We start from the raw sequence: 18,905 nt of genomic DNA on the forward strand, positions 1-18,905 counted from the left end.
GTCGCTTCCCGACGCTGGAAACAACCGAACTGCTCCACTCGCGTGACGAGGGGTGCTGAGGTGGTCCGTGCCGCGAGGTCCTGTCGTAACCCTGCGCTGCCCGGATCCTGAGGGCGTGTCCCCCGGGATCCCGCCGCGAGACCGTCCCGGGGGCGTGCGCCAGGCAGTGATCCTCACCACCCCCGCGTCGCCCACCCCGTGGCTCGACAAGGCGCCCGCACCGTCCCCGCACCGCCCCCGAGGCTTATTTCTCTCGCGCGCGCACGCGAGACAGGCCCTGACCGTCGGTGCCCCTCATCACTGGGAGAAGTCTTGGGGCAGGTCGTGACCTGTCGATAAGATCCTGGCCATGTCCCGCCACGATGCCACCTCCTGCCCTGTTCGGGGGTGGTGATGGTGTCCGTGCTGTGGACGGTGCTGATCCTGGGCGCCACGGTGGCGCTCACCCCGGTGCTCGACAAGCTGATGGGCCGCGCCGCCTGCTACGTGCTGGCCGCCCTCTACCTCGTCGCCGCCGGCGCGCTGATCCCCGCCTCCGCCGCCGTGCTGGCCGGCACCGATGATCCGACCACCGCCTTCTCCGTCCCCTGGGCACCCGCATGGGGGGCCGACTTCGCTCTGCAGGCCGACGGCGTGGGCATCGTGTTCTCGATGATCGCGCTGGTGATCGGCGCGGTGGTGCTCGTGTACTCGGCCCGCTACCTCGACCCCGGGCGGCAGCTCAGCTTCTCGCTGGTGATGGCCCTGTTCACCCTGTCGATGGTCACCCTGGTGCTGGCCGACGACCTGGTTCTGCTGTTCATCACCTGGGAGCTCACCTCGATCGCGTCGTTCCTTTTGATCGCCCGCAGCGGGGGAGCAGGCCAGGCGGCCTCCATGCGCACCCTGCTGATCACCTTCCTGGGCGGGCTCTCGCTGCTGACCGCGGTGTCGCTGATGGTGTGGCGCCTGGGCACCACGTCGGTCTCCGAGGTGCTCGCCTCGGACGTGTGGGCGCCCGGAGACGGCTTCACCACCCTGATCGCCCTGCTGGTCGCCTTCGCGGCCTGCACCAAGTCCGCCCAGTTCCCCTTCCATGTGTGGCTGCCCGACGCGATGGCCGCCGCCACCCCCGTCTCCGCCTACCTGCACGCCGCCGCGGTGGTGAAGGCGGGCATCTTCCTGCTACTGCGCTTCAGCCCCGCCTTCCACGACGTGACGGCCTGGAACGTGGTCCTCATCGTCGCGGGCCTGATCACCGCGTTCGTGGGCGGCTTCCTGGCCCTCCAGCAGTCGGACCTGAAGAAGCTGATGGCCTACTCGACCGTCAGCCAGCTGGGCCTGATCGTCACCGTGATCGGGGTGGGCACCGAGCTGGCCATCCTCGCCGCCATCGTGCACACCATCGCCCACGCCCTGTTCAAGTCGGGCCTGTTCATGATGGTCGGCGTCATCGACCACTCCGTGCACACCCGCGAACTGCGCCGCATGCCGGCGATGTGGCGCGCCCTGCCCGCCACCTTCGTGGTCACCGTTCTGGGCTGCATGTCCATGGCCGGGCTGCCGCCGATGCTGGGTTTCGTCTCCAAGGAGTCCCTGCTTACCGGCGCGCTCGATGCCCCCGGCGCCGCCTGGACCGGCTGGGTGGTGGCCCTCGGCATCGCCGGTGCCAGCGTGATCACCTTCGCCTACTGCGCCAAGATCGTGCTGGGCGCCTTCGTCGACGGCCGCGACCCCGCCCTCGACCCCGCCGACGACGCCCGGGCCGACGAGACCGGTGCCGTCGTCCGTGCGGCCGACGTGCACCGCCCCGAGCCGCTGCTGCTGTGGCCCGCCGCCCTGCCGATCCTGGTGGGCCTGCCGCTCGCGCTGGTGGTCGGGGTGCTGGACACCCCCGTCGGCCGGGCCGTGGAATCCGCCCTGGGCATCGAGGGCGCGGAGCCCCACCTGGCCTTCTGGCACGGCCTGACCCCGGAACTGGCCCTCACTGCCGGCGTGATCGTGCTGGGCACCCTGATCGCACTGGGCCGCCGCCGCATCCTCCCCGCCCTCGAGGATCGCCCCTTCCCGTACGACGGCGCCCGGGTGCTGGGTGCGGTGGATCGCGCCGTGGAGAAGCTGGCGGCCGTGCTGGTGCGGCCCATCGCCTCCGACGACCCGATGCGCCACCTGGCCGCGATCGTGATCGCCTTCGCTACGGTGCTGCTGGGCTCCCTGGCCGTGGTGCTCGACGACCTCGCCCCCCTGCAGCCGAACCTGAACCGCCCGATCGACGCGGTGCTGCTGGTGCTGATCACCGCCGCCGTGCTCGTGGTGTGCACGCGACGGGACCGGATCGGCGCGGCCGTGTCGCTGTCGGCCGTGGGCATCCTCGCCACCGTGCAGATCCTCTCGCTGGGCGCCCCCGACGTGACGCTGACCCAGCTGCTGGTCGAGTCGCTGACCATCATCGTGATCATGCTGGTGCTGCAGCGCCTGCCGCGCACCTTCGTGGCCCCGGGCCGCTCCGGCCGTCGCGGCGCCCTGGTGCCCGCCGTGCTGGTGGGCCTGGCCGCCGGCGCAGGCACGTTCATGTTCATGGGCCGCCGCGGTCGCAGCGAGGTCGCCGAGTACTACATCGCCAACGCCGAGGAGATCACCGGCGGGCACAACATCGTCAACGTGATCCTGGTGGAGTTCCGTGCACTGGACACCCTGGGCGAGCTGTCCGTGCTGGGCATGGCCGGGGTGGCCATCGTCGCGGTGCTCTCCAGCGTGCGCGACAGGTTCATCGATCCCGGCACCGTCGAGCCGCCCGCGCCCGACGCCGATGCGGTGGAGCGCGCCGAGCACGACCGCGAGCCCGTGCTGCGTGAGGCGGGCACTGCCGCGCACCGCGCCATCTCCTCCGCCTGGAGCAACTCCGCCGCCCTGCAGCTGATGGTGAGGGTGGTGGCCCCGATCCTCGCGGTCATCTCCGCCCTGCTGTTCTGGCGCGGCCACAACGCCCCCGGTGGCGGCTTCATCGCCGCCCTGGTGGGCTCGGCGATCGTGGCGCTGCTGTACCTGTCCACCTCCTCGGACCGTCAGATCGGCCCGCCCCGCGTACCGCTGCACCTGATCGGCGGCGGCATCGTGGTGGCCCTGGGTGCCGGGTTCCTCGGGTATCTCAAGGGCGGGTTCCTGGAGCCGCTGCACGGATACCTGTTCGGCGTGCACCTGACCACCTCGATGATCTTCGACGTGGGCGTGTACCTCGCAGTGCTGGGCCTGGTCATGATCGCGGTCAACCTGCTGGGCGTCAGCGGGTCCCCGTCCACCACTCCATCGGGCGTGGACAGCGGCACCCGCGCCGAGGACGCCGTGGAGGGCACCCGTGAGCGTGTCGACGAGGCCGTCGAGGGCGAGCTGCCAGGGCCTCTGGAGACCACCCGTGGCGAGGCGCTGCCGGATCGTCGCCGGGTCGGTGTGCGCACCTCCCACCTCACCTCCGGCATCAGGCCGAAGGAGGTCGGACGACGATGATCATCTCCCTGACCGTGGCCGTGCTGGTGACCGGCGGTGTGTACCTGCTGCTGCAGCGCAGCATGGTGCGCGTGGTGTTCGGCATGACGCTGCTGAGCCATGCCGCCAACTTCATCCTGCTCTCCGCCGGGGTGCCCGGCTGGCGCGCCGAGCCGCTCACCGACGTGTCCGGCCGCCCCGAGATGGCCGACCCGCTGCCGCAGGCCTTCGTGCTCACGGCCATCGTGATCACCATGGCGGTCACCATCTTCATGCTGACCCTGGCCGTGCTGGGCCGTGACGACGACATGGCCGAGCACCCCGAGACGGGGGAGACGCGAGACTCATGATCCCTGCTGTCGCTCCCTCCCTGCTGCCCCTGTTCGTGGTCATCCCCCTGCTGGGGGCCGGCCTGCTGGTGGTCGCGCGCCGCCACGCCGTCGAGGTGGCCGCGCTGCTCACAGTGCCCGTGGTGATGATCCTGGGCGCCCTGTGGCTGCTGCTGTTCCACCGCACCGAGCCGCCGCTGTCCCACGCCGTCGGCGGCTTCGCCGACGTCCTGGCGATCCCCTTCGTCTCGGACTCCCTGAGCGCCCTGATGCTGCTGGTCACTGGCATCGCCACGCTGGCCGCCAGCGTGTTCCTGGTGCTGTCGGGGGAGTCCCGCTACCGCTTCGTGCCGCCCCTGGTGCTGCTGCTGACCGCCGGCGTCAACGGTGCCCTGCTGACCGGCGACCTGTTCAACCTGTTCGTGTGGGTCGAGGTCATGCTGATGCCCTCCTACGCCCTGATCGCCGTGACCGGCACCTGGCGCAGGCTCGGCATCGGCCGCATGTTCGTGCTGGTCAACCTGCTCACCTCCACCGTCCTGGTGATCGGCGTGGGCTTCGTGTACGGCACCGCGGGGACCGTGAACATCGCGGCCCTGGAGGGCGCCGGCAGTGAGGACCCCGTGACCGCCGCGGCGCTCGCGGTGGTGCTGCTGGCGCTGGCCGTCAAGGGCGGCATGGTGCCCGTGCACTCCTGGCTGCCGCGCGCCTACCCCGCCACCTCGGCCGGCATCATGGCGCTGTTCTCCGCGCTGCACACCAAGGTCGCCCTGTACGCGATGTTCCGCATCACCGCGGTCACCTTCTCGGACGGGCTGCCGTTCCTGTCGGTGCTGGTGGTGCTGGTGATCGCCACCATCCTGGTGGGCGCCTTCTCCACGGCGGGATCGAACCGCATCCGCACCGCCCTCGGCCATCAGATGGTCGCCGGCGTGGGCCACATCCTGCTGGGCCTGGTGCTGCTGACCGAGGTCTCCTTCGCCGCCGGCATCCTGTACCTGGTCCACCACGTGATCACCATGTCGGGCCTGCTGCTGACCACGGGCGCGATCGAGCACACCTACGGCTGCGGCCGCTTGGACCACATCTCGGGCCTGGCCCGCCGCGACCCGTGGGTGATGGCCGTGATGGCCGTGGGCCTGTTCAGCCTTGTGGGCCTGCCACCCACTTCCGGCCTGTGGGGCAAGGTGGGCCTGATGCGGGCCTCTGCGGAGCAGGCCACCGCCGGTGACATCGTGCTGGGCTGGGCGGCGCTGATCGCGATCGTGCTGGCCTCCGTCGGCTCCCTGCTGGGCCTGCAGCGGATGTGGCGCGGCATGGCCTGGGGCGAGGACATGACCGTGTACCGTCCCGACGATCCCGCCCGCGGCCGCGGCAACCCCGTCGAGCTGCCCGCGGACCACCGCATCCCGCTGCGGATGCTGCTGCCCGGTGCCGCGATGATCGCGCTGTCCCTGGCCATCTTCGTGGGCATCGGCGCACTGTTGCCCGCGGTGGACGCCGGCGCCCACGACCTGATGGACGCCCGCACCTATGTGGAGGCGGTGATGGGCGGATGATTCGCTTGTGGTACGGCCTGACCTACGTGCTGTGGATCGTGGTGGAGATCGTCAAGGGCTCCATGGACGTCGCCAAGGGCGCCTACAGCCGCGGCACGAAGTCCTCCCCGGCGATCGTGGAGTTCCCGCTGCGATGCACCACCGACGCCGAGATCATCGCGATGGCCTCCTCGATCACCATCACCCCGGGCACGCTGGTGGTGGGCACCGCCCACGGCACCGAGGCGGAGCACCCCAGCCTGTTCGTCCACGCACTGTTCGCCGAGTCCCGGGAGCAGGTGCTCGCTGACCTCACCGACATGGAGGACCGCCTGCTGCGCGTCACCCGCGGCCGCGCCGGCGCCCAGGACGACCCGGCGCGCGGCTCCGGCGGCACCACCGACCCCGACCATGCCGACGGGCGAGCGGCCCGCCGCATCGACGAGGGGCCGCACCGCGAGGTCGCCCCCAGCGAACCCGTCGTCGGAGAGGAGGAGCGATGACCGTCATCCTGTGGCTGACCATTGCCATCCTGAGCGCTGCGATCCTGGTGGGCCTGTTCCGCGTTGCCACCGCTCCCGATGCCGCCAGCCGCGCCGTGGTCGGTGATCTGGTGTTCTTCTCCGCCATTGGCATCATCGCGGTGATCGGTCTGGTCCACGAGTCGGCAGTGTCGGTCGATGCCACCTTGATCGCCTCGGTGCTGGGAATCCTCGCCACCGTGGCCCTGGCCCGCATTCTCACCAGGGGGCGCCGATGAACTCCGCGCTCGATATCGTGCTCGCGGTGCTGGTGGCGGTGCTGCTGCTGGGCGGCGCGTTCTGGATGCTCACCTCGGCGCTGTCCATGTTCCACGCCCGCGACTCCCTGAGCCGGGTCAACGTGCTCTCGCCTGCCACCGGGCTGGGGCTGCCCATGATCGTGCTGGGCACCTTCCTGGAGCACACCCGGGTGGATGGTTTCGATGTGGCGACGCTAATGAAAACGCTGTTCACGGTGGTCGCCCTGATCATCGTGTCCTCGATCGCATCGAACGTGCTGGCCCGCGCCGCGTACCTCTCGGGCGCACCGGTGGATCCGCGCACGGCCCCCCAGGACCTGGCCCGCGCGCCCGGCGAGGGCGACCAGGTGCCGCACAGCGAGGATCGCTGAGGCCGGGCCTGGTTCGCTCCGCGAGGATGAGCCGGCAAGCAGTGCTCGTGGGCCTTGTCCATCAAGTGGTGCGGGGAGCGGGACACGTGATCATGCGTGGGCGCGGCGTTCTCGGGGCCGACGACCTGTTCCGCTCCTCGCAGGTCAGGTACTCCAGGCAGAAGCGGAACGAAACCCAGGATGCTACACGTCGGGGTCGAGGTTCCAGGCAGGGTTGATGGCCCGCCATGCGGGGCTGGAGATGCGGCCGGGGTGGCTCAGGTCACCTACCCTGGTCGCCATGGTGACGACTCTGCCCCACGGTTCCTGGCCCTCCCCGATCAGCGCTGAGCTGCTCGCTACAGGCGGTACGCGGCTCGGCTCCCCCCGGCTGGTGGGCAACGAGGTCTGGTGGACCGAGGGGATCGCCACCGAGGAAGGACGCACAGCGATCGTGCGCACCCCTGGTCCGCTGGCGCTTCCGGGCGTTGGTGGGGGCGTCGAGGGAGTTGCGGGGGGCGAGGCTGCCGTCGAAGCCCCCGTCGCAGAATCCCTCGCTGCAGAAGCCCCCGCACCGGTTACCGTGCTCCCCGCCCCGTACAGCGCCCGCTCCCGGGTGCACGAGTACGGCGGGGCCGCGTGGCTGGCCCTCACCGCGGTCGACCTCGTCGCTGACGGCTCCGACAACCCCCACGACCCCGAGCACCGCCCCGTCGTGGTGTTCGTGAACTTCGTCGATCAGCGCGTACTCGTTCATCGAGGGCGAGGAGCCACGCCCGCTCACCCCCATCGGCCCCGAGGTGCCCAGCGCCCACGGCCCGTCCCTGCGCTGGGCCGACCCCATTCCGGTCACGCTCGCCGACGGCACCGTGGAGGTGTGGTGGGTGTGCGAGGACCACACGGGCGGCGAGCAGGGCCCCAGGGCCGGTGAGGACGGCGCCCCGCACATCGAGCGCTACATCGCCGCGGTGCCCCTGGACGGCTCCGGCGGCGCGGACCCCTCGGCGATCCGCCGCGTCAGGCCCGCCGCCCGCTTCGTGGCCCACCCCCGGCTCAGCCCCGATGGCACCCACGTGGCGTGGATCAGCTGGGAGCACCCGCAGATGCCGTGGGACGGCACCGAGCTTCACGTGGCACCACTGATCAGCGGCAGTGCCGGTACCGGTGAGGTGATCGCTGGGGACACCGCCACCTCCGTGCTGCAGCCCGAATGGCTCGACGACGGGCACCTCATGTTCATCTCCGACCGGTCCGGCTGGTGGAACCCGTGGGTGTGGTCCGCCGACGACGGCGCCCGTCAGGTGCTGGAGGTGGAGCAGGAGTTCGCCGAGCCGATGTGGAGCATCGGAGCGACGTCCTACCAGGTGATCGACACCGACCATGCCCTGGTCCAGTACGGTCGGGCCGCCACCGGCCTCGCTGTGCTCACCGTCTCCACCGGCAAGCTGCGCGCCCTGGAATGCCCGCTGACCTCGTTCGATGCCGTACGGCGGCGCGAGGACGGCCTGGTGGTGCTGCTCGGGGCCTCGCCCACCGAGTTCCCCGCCCTCCATCTGGCACGGCTCGACGGCCCGGAGGCCTCGCTGTCGGCCCTGGAGCTGCTGCGCTCCTCCCGCTCCGACGCGCCCGAGGAGGCGGTGCTGCCCCGCGGTGAGGCCATCGAAGTGCCCCTGCCGGGCGGTGGTGTGGTCCACGCGATCGTGTACCGCCCCCGCCACGAGCGCTTCACCGGCCCCGAGGACGAGCTGCCCCCGTTCATCGCCCGCGTCCACGGCGGCCCCACCGGCCACGTGCCCCCGGTGCTGAGCCTGCCGGTCGCCTACTACACCTCGCGTGGCCTGGGCGTGGTGGAGGTCAACTACGGCGGCTCCACCGGCTACGGGCGCGCCTACCGCGACCGCCTCAAGGGCCAGTGGGGCGTGGTGGACGTGGCCGACACCGTCGCTGTCATGGACCACCTGGTGGCCCAGGGCATCGCCGACGGGAAGCGCCTGGCGATCGAGGGCGGCAGCGCGGGAGGCTGGACCACTCTGGCGTGCCTGACCCGGACCAGCGCCTTCGCCGCTGGGGTGTCCAGCTTCGGTGTGGCCGAACTGGAGCAGTTCCGCCTGGACACCCACGACTTCGAGTCCCGCTACATCGACCAGCTGGTGGGTCCGTACCCGGAGCGGCGCGACCTGTACGTGGAGCGCGCACCGCTCAGCCATGTGGACGAGCTCGAGGTGCCGGTGCTGCTGATGCAGGGCGACGAGGACCGCATCGTCCCGCCCAGCCAGTCCGAGATGGTGCGCGATGCGCTCGCCGCCAAGGGCATCCCGCACGCGTACATCCTGTTCGAGGGGGAGCAGCACGGCTTCCGCAAGGCCTCCAGCATCATCCGCGCCACCGAGGCGGCGCTGTCGTTCTACGGGCAGGTGCTGGGCTTCAGCCCCCTGGACGTGCCGGTGCTCGAGCTGAGGACCAGCGCATGAGCCAGTACTCGTCCCCGCCGCCCAGCCCTGGCCACGACCCTCAACCGAGCTACGGCCCGCCGCCCTCCCCGGGCCACGGCCCGCAGCAGCAGTACGCGGGCCAGTGGCACGGGCGCACTCCGCCACCGGTCGAGAAGTCGGCACCGGTGACGGCACTGTCCCGCCTGGCGGCCATCCTGGTGGTGCTCCTGCTGGTGGGTGCTCTCTTGAAGGGGGCGGTATGGCTGCTGCCACGCCTGGTGGAGAGCAGCCCGGGACAGTGGATAGCGCTGGGACTGTCGCTGGTCTACGTAGTCATCCTGCTGACAACCCTCGGAGTAGCACTGGCCTGCATGATCGTGGCAATCGTCGCCTTCGTGCGGCTGCCGCCCGGTAGGGCCCGCACCGGCGCCCTGCTGCTGGTCACCGCCGGGGCCGTCGCCTCCGGTGCCGTCACCAGCGGTGCTTCAGGGGATGGACTGCCGCAGGCCGTGGCGATCGGCATGACGGTGCTGCGAGGGCTCGGGGCTCTGGTCTCCATCGGGCTCGCGATCACCGGTCTGATGCGGTTGCGTACCAATCCCTCTGACCGGAGGCCGTAAGGGGACCATGTGCAAGTGCCCGCCACGCATGGAGCGCCGCTATGGCCGCCGGAGCGGTAGGGCCCGGGGTGGTACGGATTTCGGGAGGCGGGATGGGGCCACGGATGTGCCCGGACATCATGTAACGTGACGCGGGCCACTAGCACGAGGAGACGATGATGTCCGGTCACACCCCCCATCCCCTGACCCGCCGAGCAGCAGTGGCCGGGACCGCGATCACGTTCGGCGTCGGAGCTGCCATCCCCGCCGCGCTCGCCGACCCCGCGGAGAAGGGCAGCGGCCGCGACAAGCCCACCCCGCGCAACGACCGCGCGAAGAAAGGCGCTGGCACCGACGGGCAGGGCGCGAACGGCGGCGACCTGCCCGATCCGTGGGATCGCTCCGGCCCCAACGACCGCCCTGTGCGCGAGGGCAACCCCCGCTCCGTGGGACTGGACCCGGATGTGCTGGACCAGCTGCCCGGCATCATCCGCGCCGGCCTCGGCAACGACCCACCGCGCTTCTCCGGGACCTCCCTGCTGGTGGCGTCCCAGGGCCGCATCGCCTACGAGCATGCCGACGGCTACGCCCTGCGCTGGAAGAACCCCACCGAGCAGCTGCCCGAGGACCAGTGGGTCCCCGCGCGGCAGGACACCATCTACGATCTGGCCTCCATCTCCAAGCTGTTCACCGCCACCGCGGTGATGCAGCTCGTGGAGCGCGGGCAGCTCTCGCTCGAGGACACCGTCGCCTCCCATCTGCCGCGCTTCGGCGAGAACGGCAAGGAGCAGGTGACCATCCAGCACCTGCTCACCCACGTGGGAGGGCTGCCGCCCTTCATCAACCTGCGGCAGGCCTACCCGGATGTGCCCTCCCGCATCGACGCGGCTCTGACGGTGAAGCCCACCGCCGCACCGGGCACGAAGTACGTGTACAGCGACCTCGGCCTGATCGCCCTCGGGCAGGTGGTCGAGGTGATCTCCGGGCAGAGCCTGGACGTGTTCGTGCAGGAGAACATCACTGCACCACTGGGCATGACCGAGACCATGTACAACCCGCCCGCGGAGCTGCTGGACCGTATCGCTGCCACCGAGTACATGACCGTCACCGGCGAGCTGGTGCGCGGCCATGTGCACGACGAGAACGCCTACTCACTCGGCGGGGTGGCCGGTCACGCCGGGGTGTTCTCCACCGCCCGGGACCTGGCCGTCTTCGCCCAGATGTTCCTCAACGGCGGCACCTACGGCGGGGCCCGGGTGCTCCAGACGAGCACCGTCCAGGACATGTTCACCGACCGCATCGCCGAGGTCACCGGGGCCGGCGGTGCTCGCCGCGGCCTGGGCCCGGAGCTGGCCGCCTGGTACTACCACGCCGGCCTCACCAGCCCCTACAGCGGTGCGCACACCGGTTTCACCGGGACCTCCCTGGTGATCGACCCGCTCACCGACACCATCGTGATCATGCTGGCCAACTCGGTGCACCCCACCCGCGAATGGTCCACCACCTCGGTGACCCGGCGTGAGGTCTCCACCTGCGTTGCCCACGCACTCGGCATCGTCCCGAAGAAGGTGCGCGATGGCTGGCACGCCGGAAATCAGGACGCCGCCACCGCCACCCTGGAGGTCGCCGTGGATCTCGACGGCAGCGCCACCGAGCTCACCGCCGAGCTGTTCTACCACCTCGAGGAGGCCTATGACCTGCTCACCGTGGAGGCCTCGGCCGATGATGGCAGCACCTGGACGCCCCTGGCCGGCACCCTCACCTCGAAGGATTCCGGCACCATCGGCGCCCCCACCGGCTCCCTGACAGGATGGGGCCGGCGAGCCCGGTGGGACGCCACGTTCCCGCTGGTGGCAGGTGGATCACCGCTCACCGGCGAGGTGCAGCTGCGCCTTGCCGCCGCCACCGACGGTCTCACCCGGGGCCTCGGTGTCTGGGTGGGCCGCATCCAGGTGCGGGCCGCCGGTGGCGGGAAGAAGCTGCTGGACACCCAGCGTGGCCGCGACCGGGATGCTTTCGTGGCCGACGGCTGGGTAAAGAAGTGAGCGGGCTGCTCTCGCCCTGGATCGCGGTCCTGGCCCCCCTGGTCGTCGTGGGCGTGGCCCTCGCGTTCCGTCGGCGGCCCGAGCCCCGGTCCGAAGACAGGACGCCGACCGAGGGAGACTGACAGCCGCCGTCGGCCCCTGCCCGCACGGCGCGGTGTCGGCGTGCGGGTCGACGTGGCGCCGGGTGGGCAGGTCAGGCTTCAGCAGGTCTTGGTGGAACCACCGCGGGGGTACTTGCAGGACTCCAGCAGCTTGCCCGCGGCATTGAAGGTACGTGCGGTGTCGCCGGTGTTGTTCCAGATGTAGCTGGCCTTGCCCCAGTACAGGGTGGTGGCAGAGTTGGTGCCCTTGCCGGAGCGGATGGTGACCGTCTTACCGGCAGCCAGTTTGTAGTTCTTCGGGAAGGTGAACACCTGCGGCCCGTCGTCGCGCACCTTGTACCCCGTGAGGTTCAGGGTGGTCTTTCCGACGTTCTTGACCTGGATGTACTCCTGGTTGTAGCCGGCGTTGTTGGCCTTGTCGGTGCCGGGCGGGTCGTAGTGGATCTTGACGATGTCCAGGGGCTTGACTACGGCAGCCTGCGCCGCGGGCATGCCCGCAAGAGGGACGGCCAACAGGGCCAGGGCCGCCAGAGCAGGGGTGATACGGGTACGCAGGGATACGCGCATGGGAATCTCCGGATGGTGCGGGGGACGACGGATGGCGACCGGGCGCTCGGCGCTGCCACCATCATCGGTGGCTCGCTTCGTCGTCCGAGGCCGCACGGTGGGGACCGGCAGAGGCCTGGTCGAGCCCGGAGATCTCAGCATAAGGCCGGTCGGCCCGCGCGTGCAGGACTTCTGACCGGGCGCATCCGACCGAATGCACGATCCCGGGGTGGCGCGAGCGTAGGCGACCAGAGATGATCGACAGGTACGCCGCAGGGTGCGGCGGGTCGCCAGAGCTGCGAGGCAGCGATCGTGACTGCCGCGCCCGCGGTCCCATCGACAGGACGGAGGCGACATGGGCATCTTCGGCTTCATGCGTCGTGACGAAGGCACCAAGACCACCCGCTCGGCCATGAAAGAGGTTCGCAGGGGCAAGGCCGCCAAGGGCCGCGGCAAGAAGAAGGCGGAGGTCGAGCAGGAGTCCGGTGGTGCGCTGCAGCGGATGGTCGAGTCCTTCCGCGACATCGGCCTGGACGGGAAGCTGAACTTCTCCTCCGCGCAGGCGGTGGCAAACCGCGCCCTCAAGCGAAGCCGCAAGAACCCCGAGAAGGCCGCGCGCCAGATCATTCGCTCGCACCGCCGCGGCGTGACCGTGGGCGGTTTCGCGACCGGCCTGGGTGGTGTGTTCACCCTGGTTGCGCTGCTGCCGGCGAACGTGTTCGAGTTCTACGTGCAGGCCACCCGCATGGTGGGTGCCATCGCCGCTGTGCGCGGATATGACCTGGAGGACGAGGAGGTCCGCACGCGCGTGCTGGCCGCCCTGGTGGGCGAGGAGTCCGACGACATCCTCGCCAGCGTGGGCCTGGGGCCCGTGGCCGGTGCTGCCACCCGTCAGCTCACCAAGCGCCTGCCGGCCTCGCCGTCCACCGCGGTGGCCCGGGCCATCGGCGGGCGGGTCGTGCGCCGCTTCGGGCTGCGCTCGACCAGACTGTTCGGCAAGGCTATCCCCGGCCTGGGCGGTGTCATCGGCGCCTGGGGCGACCGACGCGCGCTCGAGAAGATCGCCGATACCGCGCTGAAGGACTTCCCGCAGGTCTGAGTCGGTCAGCTCCACCGAGCCGCGGATCATGAGGCCTATCCGCACGGATAAGCCCCAGAATCCGCGGCTCGGTGCGTTCCGGGGGCGGACAGGGCTCTCACATGGAGCGCCGGTCCGCTACATCGAGTCCTGCCACGCCTGGTACAGCGCGGCGAAGCGCCCACCCGCGGCCACCAGCTCCTGCGGGGAGCCGTCCTCGACCACCTCACCGCCGTGCACCACCAGCACCCGGTCGGCGATCATCACGGTGGTGAGGCGGTGGGCGATGATCAACGAGGTGCGGTGCCCCAGCAGCTTCGTGAGGCCCTCCTGTACCATCCGCTCGGAGGGGATGTCCAGCGAGCTGGTGGCCTCGTCCAGGATCAGCACCTTCGGGTCTGCCAGGAAGGCGCGGGCGAAGGAGATCAGCTGCCGCTGACCGGCCGAGACCCGCCCACCGCGCTTGTTCACGTCGGTGTCGTAGCCGTAGGGCAGCTTCTCGATGAACTCGTCGGCCCCGATCGCGGCGGCCGCCGCCCGGATCTCCTCGCGGCTCGCCCCGGGCTTGCCCAGCGCGATGTTGTCGGCCACGGTGCCGGAGAACAGGTACGCCTCCTGGGCGACCATCACGATGTTGTCGGTGAGGTCGTGCATGGAGATGTCCCGCAGGTCCACGCCGTCCAGCCGCACCGCGCCCTCGCTGGGATCGTAGAAGCGGGAGATCAGCTTGGCGACCGTGGACTTCCCGGCGCCCGTCTGTCCCACCAGGGCGACGGTCTGGCCCGCGGGGATGTGCAGGTCCAGGGGCTTGAGCACCAGGGGGCCGTCCTCCGTGTACCGGAAGGAGACGCCCTCGAAATCGATGCGGCCGGTGGAGGCCGGTAGCGGCGTGGGCTGGGCGGACTCCTTCACGTGGGGCTGCTCGGCCAGCAGGTTCGCGATCTTCTCCAGCGCCGCGACGGCGGACTGGAAGGCGTTGTAGAAGTTGGCGATCTCGTCGACCGGCTGGAAGAAGCGCCGTGAGTACAGCACCAGTGCCACCAGCACGCCCACCTGCAGGTCACCGGAGAGCACCCGGAAACCACCCACCACCAGCACCGCTGCAATGGTGACGTTGGCCAGGATGCGCAGCGCCGGCTGGTAGATGCCGAACACCTGGATCGAGCGCATCGACGCATCGCGGTAGTCCTGGGCCAGGCGGTCGAACTCGGCCTGGTTGCGGTCCTGCTTGCGGAAGGCCTTCACGGCGCGGATGCCGCTCATGGCCTCCACGAAGTGCACGATCAGTCGCGCGGAGTGGGTGCGGATCGCGCGGTACTCCCGGCTGGAGCGGCGCTGGAACCACACGGTGAGCCACACGCCGGGCACCAGCATCAGCAGCATCACCAGGCCGGTCACCCAGTCCATGCCCACGATCAACACGATCGTGAACACCATGGACAGCGAGGAGCCCACCATGATGTTCACGCCGGAGTCCAGCAGCTCTCGCAGGGCCTCCATGTCGGAGGTCTGGCGGGAGACGATGCGGCCCGAGGTGTAGTGCTCGTGGAACTCGAGATCCTGCTTCTGGGTGAAGCGGAACACGCGGCGCCGCAGCGTGAGCAGCATCTTCTGCCCCACCACCACGGACTGCCGCACGTACCCGAAGGTGAGCACGCCGCCGATGAGGGCGGCGGTCATGTGGAGGATCGTGGCCTGCAGCACCTTGGTGCCGTCACCCTCCAGCAGGGCGGGCAGGCCCTCGTCGATGCCCCAGGCGATGATCGCGGGCCCGGCCACCACGGCCGCCTGCGCGACCACCACCATCACCGCCATCAGCACGAACTGGGCCTTGACGGGGCGCAACAGCTCCATCAGCAGGGTGAAGGAGCGCTGCCGGGAGGCCTTGGCCTCGGCGTCGGTCAGGGCCCCCTGGTCGTCACCGTGGTCATCGGGGCGGCGGGCGGTGGCGGTGGCGCTCATCGCTTGGACTCCGTCCACAGCCCGCGCAGGTCCAGCTCGCCGGTCATCGTCTCGATGTCACGGTCGCGCCGGGCCTCCTCCTCCTGGTTGGCGATCACCCAGCGGTAGCGGGGAGAGCTCTCCATCAGCTCGGCATGGGTGCCGACGGCCACCACCGCCCCGTCGTCCAGCAGCGCCACCCGGTCGGCGAGGGCCACGGTGGAGGTGCGATGGGCGACGATCAGGGTGGTTGTGCCCTTCAGCACCTCCCGCAGGCGACCGGTCACGGTCTCCTCGGTGCGGGTGTCCAGGGCGGAGAGCGGATCGTCCAGCAGCAGCACGGCGGGTCGGGCCGCGATCGCCCTGGCCAGGGCCAGGCGCTGGCGCTGCCCGCCGGACAGGCTCATCCCCTCTTCGCCGATGCGGGTGTCCACACCCTCGGGAAGGTCATGGGCGAAGCCCGCGTCGGCCGTGTCCAGTGCGAGCCGCAGCAGCGCCTCGGACTCCTCCTCGCTGAGAGAGGCGTCGGCGCCCAGCAGCACGTTCTCCCGCACCGAGTCGGAGAACAGTGTGGCGTCCTCGAAGGCCACGGCGGTGAGGGTGCGCAGTTCGGTCAGGTCCATGTCGCGCACGTCCACACCGTCGATGCTGATGGAGCCGGCCGTCACGTCGTACAGGCGCGGCACCAGCTGCAGCAGAGTGGACTTGCCGGAGCCGGTCACGCCGACCAGGGCCATGGTCTCGCCGGGACGCACCTCGAGATCAACGCCGTCCAGCACGTCCTGGACGTGGTCAGGGGCGTCCGCGTACCGGAAGTGCACGCCCTCCATGCGCACCTCGCCGCGGGCATCCGCGGGGTCGACGCGGCGGGGCTGCTCGGGCGAGACGATGGTGTTCTCCTCGTCCATCACTTCGTAGTGGCGGTCCAGGGCGGTGGTGGCGTTGACGGCCTGGCCGAACAGCATGCCCAGCATCCGCACGGGGCCCACCACCAGGGTGGCGGTGGCGAAGTAGGAGGCCAGCTGGCCCACGTTCATGTCACCGCGGGCGGTGAGGTGCAGACCGAGGAACAGGGCCACGCCGAGGGCCAGCTCCGGCAGCATGAACATGAACATGTCGAAGCGGGCGATCGCGGTGGCCTTGCGCACCTCGGTGCGGCGCAGCTCCTCGGCCTGCTCGGTGAAGCCCTCCAGGGCAGAGGGGCCGCGGCCGAAGGCCTTCAGCACGCGGATGCCCTGCACGGACTGCTCGATGGTGGTGGCCAGGTCGCCGTTCTGGTCCTGCGAGAGGCGGGAGAGCACCGAGTACTCGCGGTGGAAGCGGTAGGCGATGACGCTGACCGGGATCGCCGCCACGATGAACACCAGCGCCAGCAGCACCGAGGAGCGCATCAGCAGGATCATGCCCACGATGATGGTGACGGCGCTGGTCACGGCCATGATCATGCCGAAGGCGATCCAGCGGCGGATGGTGTTGATGTCGCCCATCATGCGCGAGAGCAGCTGGCCGGAGCCCCAGTTGTCGTGGAAGGACACCGGCATGTGCTGGACCTTCGCGTAGAACCGCACCCGGATCTGCTTCTCGACCGCGGTGGAGGGGGCCACGGCGAACACGCGCCGCAGGTAGATCAGAGCGGCCTCGAGGACACCCAGGGCCATCACGATCGCGCCGCCGGTCCATACGGTGGCGGCCACGGCGGAGGTCTCCAGGCGGTTGACCACGAACTCGAGCACCTGCGGGATCAGCAGAGCCACGATGGAGGCGGTCAGGGCGCTGAGCAGGCCCAGGTAGAGGCGGAAGCGGATGGGACGGACCGTCTGCCAGAGGCGGCTCATGGTCGCGAACATGGGGGTGAGGGATCCTCGGGGAAAGTAGTGGGGGTGGTCCCGGGGCGGGCGAGGCCGATCGGGGACCGGCCGTCGGGACGAGAACCCAGCCTAGTCAAAGATCGGATCGATTCACAGGGCTGTCCCGCCTCCCTGTGCCTCGGTGCGCACTCCGATGACGAACGCCGGGACGGATCGGTGGTCGAATGCCCGGATTCGTCGTCGGTGCCCCGCAGGCGTCCCGCGGATCGTCAGGGCCGTGACGGAGCAGGCGGGGGGAGAGATCAGTCCTCGGCCGGCTCCCATTCGCTGTAGGCCGCGTCGGACAGCAGCGCCGACGCCCCGGCGGACACCCCGGCCACGGTGAGCACCGCAGGCCAGGCCCCGATCTTCTTGGCCAGCGGGTGGGACAGGCCGAAGCCGAGCAGGTAGGTGGCACCCAGTACCGCGGTGGTGGCGGGGCCGCGGCGGGTCAGCCACGTGCGGCCGGCCCAGATCCCGGCCGCGGCCAGCACCACGCCGCCCAGCGGTCGGATCCCGGTCTCGCGCGCGGTGAGCCAGCCACCGATCAGGCCCACCGCGACCACGGGCGCGGTGCTCACCTTCTCGGCGGGCTTGAGGGCCACGGTGTTCGGGCCGGTGTGGGGCAGGGACGGGGTGCGGGAGCTGCGTCGCGAGATGTTCATGGTCCGAGCGTATGTCGCGCGAGAGCCGAGTGTGCTCACTTGCCATACTGGCCATGTCGCCTCTCCCCAAGGCGATGCGTACCGCAGGCCAGGCAAGCCCTCCATGTGTGCGATCGCGCCGTGGGGGCGCACCACCTGGGGCGCTCCCACCAGCTGCCACCGTGGGGTCACCGCCCAGCTGCGGATGCTTCGTGAGCTCACGGAGGACGACGTGTTCAAGCGCCAGGCCGATACCCTCTTCTCCGATTCCTACCTCGCCTGAGGAGCCCACGATGATCCGCATGCGCATGGACCTGTTCGCCGAGTCGCTCCAGATGAGCACCTCGGCGGTGGTGCTGATGCCGCAGGCCGCCGCCGAGATCGGCATGAACGGCACCGATGCGCCCGGGGCGGGGGCGGGGGTCACGTCAGGGCCCGGCGGGCGTGACCGCGACGGCGGTGCCTCGGACGGGGTGCCGGTGCTGTACCTGCTGCACGGCCTCAGTGGCGACTGCACCAGCTGGGAGCGCCGCACCTCGATCGAGCGCTACGCCGGCGAGAAGGGCATCGCCGTGGTGATGCCGGAGGTGCGCCGCTCCTTCTACACCGACGAGGCCGTGGGCGAGAAGTACTGGACCTGGGTGGCCGACGAGCTGCCGCAGCTCATCGCGCGCACCTTTCGTGTCTCCACCGCCAGGGAGGACACCTTCGTGGCGGGCCTGTCGATGGGCGGCTTCGGGGCGTTCAAGCTGGCGCTGAACCGGCCGGGGCAGTTCGCTGCTGCCGCGAGTCTGTCCGGGGTGATGGACCTGGCGGGCCTGGACCTGTCCGAGCACGCGGGCAGCATGGCCCGGCGCATCTGGGATGGCCGCGACATCGCCGGCACCGAGGACGACCTGCTGGGGCTGCTGCGTGCTGCCCACCCCGGGCACATACCGCCGCTGTTTCTGGATTGCGGGACCGAGGACTCGCTGGTGGATGGCAACCGGAAGTTCATCGCGCTCGCCGGGGAACGCGGTCACGACCTCACCTCGCGCCTGCGGCCCGGTGCGCACACCTGGGATTTCTGGGACGAGGGCATCCGCGACGTACTGGACTGGCTGCCCACCCGCGCCCGGTGAACCGCCACCCCGCCCTGTGGATCGCCGCCCATCCTCGTCGACCGCCTGCCCCACCTCGACCCTCGCCCATCGGCTGCGGACCGAACACATC

At 70.4% G+C, this 18,905-nt stretch carries 15 protein-coding genes and 1 pseudogene; 12 read left to right on the forward strand and 4 right to left on the reverse strand.

Annotated features, from left to right (window positions below):
• The first annotated feature begins 393 nt into the window (after positions 1 to 393).
• The 9 genes and pseudogenes from IOE58_RS03740 (at position 394) to IOE58_RS03780 (ending at position 11,536) form a co-directional block, all read left to right on the forward strand.
• Positions 394 to 3,483, forward strand: coding sequence for a DUF4040 family protein (locus tag IOE58_RS03740; RefSeq protein WP_228018876.1), 3,090 nt, complete (start codon positions 394 to 396; stop codon positions 3,481 to 3,483).
• Positions 3,480 to 3,812: a Na+/H+ antiporter subunit C gene (locus IOE58_RS03745; RefSeq protein WP_017823398.1), complete on the forward strand. Its 333-nt coding sequence runs from the start codon at positions 3,480 to 3,482 to the stop codon at positions 3,810 to 3,812. Before IOE58_RS03740 ends, IOE58_RS03745 begins: the two co-directional genes overlap by 4 nt.
• On the forward strand, positions 3,809 to 5,350 hold the full coding sequence (locus tag IOE58_RS03750) for a monovalent cation/H+ antiporter subunit D family protein (protein WP_193865083.1): 1,542 nt from the start codon (positions 3,809 to 3,811) through the stop codon (positions 5,348 to 5,350). The genes IOE58_RS03745 and IOE58_RS03750 overlap by 4 nt, the downstream gene beginning before the upstream one ends.
• Complete coding sequence (locus IOE58_RS03755; protein ID WP_193865084.1) at positions 5,347 to 5,832, forward strand: Na+/H+ antiporter subunit E; 486 nt, start codon at positions 5,347 to 5,349, stop codon at positions 5,830 to 5,832. Before IOE58_RS03750 ends, IOE58_RS03755 begins: the two co-directional genes overlap by 4 nt.
• On the forward strand, positions 5,829 to 6,089 hold the full coding sequence (locus IOE58_RS03760; RefSeq protein WP_193865085.1) for a monovalent cation/H+ antiporter complex subunit F: 261 nt from the start codon (positions 5,829 to 5,831) through the stop codon (positions 6,087 to 6,089). The genes IOE58_RS03755 and IOE58_RS03760 overlap by 4 nt, the downstream gene beginning before the upstream one ends.
• Entirely contained in the window at positions 6,086 to 6,481 is a 396-nt protein-coding gene (locus tag IOE58_RS03765) for a cation:proton antiporter (protein WP_193865086.1), read from the forward strand. Before IOE58_RS03760 ends, IOE58_RS03765 begins: the two co-directional genes overlap by 4 nt.
• A gap of 280 nt (positions 6,482 to 6,761) precedes the next feature.
• Positions 6,762 to 8,931 (forward strand): annotated as a pseudogene (locus IOE58_RS14185) (prolyl oligopeptidase family serine peptidase).
• Positions 8,928 to 9,512, forward strand: coding sequence for a hypothetical protein (locus tag IOE58_RS03775; protein ID WP_193865087.1), 585 nt, complete (start codon positions 8,928 to 8,930; stop codon positions 9,510 to 9,512). The pseudogene IOE58_RS14185 and the gene IOE58_RS03775 overlap by 4 nt, the downstream one beginning before the upstream one ends.
• A gap of 158 nt (positions 9,513 to 9,670) precedes the next feature.
• Entirely contained in the window at positions 9,671 to 11,536 is a 1,866-nt protein-coding gene (locus IOE58_RS03780; RefSeq protein ID WP_193865088.1) for a serine hydrolase domain-containing protein, read from the forward strand.
• Between the two features lie 200 nt (positions 11,537 to 11,736).
• Here the strand turns inward: IOE58_RS03780 and IOE58_RS03785 are convergent, their stop codons facing one another.
• Positions 11,737 to 12,204, reverse strand: coding sequence for a lamin tail domain-containing protein (locus IOE58_RS03785; protein WP_193865089.1), 468 nt, complete (start codon positions 12,202 to 12,204; stop codon positions 11,737 to 11,739).
• A gap of 334 nt (positions 12,205 to 12,538) precedes the next feature.
• On the opposite strand from IOE58_RS03785, the gene IOE58_RS03790 reads away from it, so the two are divergent.
• On the forward strand, positions 12,539 to 13,282 hold the full coding sequence (locus tag IOE58_RS03790; RefSeq protein ID WP_193865090.1) for an EcsC family protein: 744 nt from the start codon (positions 12,539 to 12,541) through the stop codon (positions 13,280 to 13,282).
• Between the two features lie 117 nt (positions 13,283 to 13,399).
• Here IOE58_RS03790 and IOE58_RS03795 read toward each other — a convergent pair whose 3' ends face one another.
• The 3 genes from IOE58_RS03795 to IOE58_RS03805 all read right to left on the reverse strand — a co-directional run bounded on the left by IOE58_RS03795 (position 13,400) and on the right by IOE58_RS03805 (position 17,714).
• Positions 13,400 to 15,223 carry an ABC transporter ATP-binding protein gene (locus IOE58_RS03795; protein ID WP_193865091.1) on the reverse strand — a complete coding sequence of 608 codons (1,824 nt, stop codon included), beginning with the start codon at positions 15,221 to 15,223 and terminating at the stop codon, positions 13,400 to 13,402.
• The gene (locus IOE58_RS03800; RefSeq protein ID WP_193865092.1) at positions 15,220 to 17,049 is read right to left on the reverse strand and encodes an ABC transporter ATP-binding protein; all 1,830 of its coding nucleotides are present in this window, start codon (positions 17,047 to 17,049) and stop codon (positions 15,220 to 15,222) included. The genes IOE58_RS03795 and IOE58_RS03800 overlap by 4 nt, the downstream gene beginning before the upstream one ends.
• A 263-nt stretch (positions 17,050 to 17,312) precedes the next feature.
• Entirely contained in the window at positions 17,313 to 17,714 is a 402-nt protein-coding gene (locus IOE58_RS03805; protein ID WP_228018781.1) for a hypothetical protein, read from the reverse strand.
• A 103-nt stretch (positions 17,715 to 17,817) separates the two neighbouring features.
• Here IOE58_RS03805 and IOE58_RS03810 point away from each other — a divergent pair, with 103 nt between their 5' ends.
• Complete coding sequence (locus tag IOE58_RS03810; protein WP_193865093.1) at positions 17,818 to 17,976, forward strand: hypothetical protein; 159 nt, start codon at positions 17,818 to 17,820, stop codon at positions 17,974 to 17,976.
• A gap of 10 nt (positions 17,977 to 17,986) precedes the next feature.
• Complete coding sequence (locus IOE58_RS03815; protein ID WP_193865094.1) at positions 17,987 to 18,814, forward strand: alpha/beta hydrolase; 828 nt, start codon at positions 17,987 to 17,989, stop codon at positions 18,812 to 18,814.
• The last annotated feature ends 91 nt before the right edge of the window (positions 18,815 to 18,905 follow it).

Origin of the sequence: Brachybacterium epidermidis, from assembly GCF_015209585.1 — a bacterium.
Lineage (GTDB): Bacteria > Actinomycetota > Actinomycetes > Actinomycetales > Dermabacteraceae > Brachybacterium > Brachybacterium epidermidis.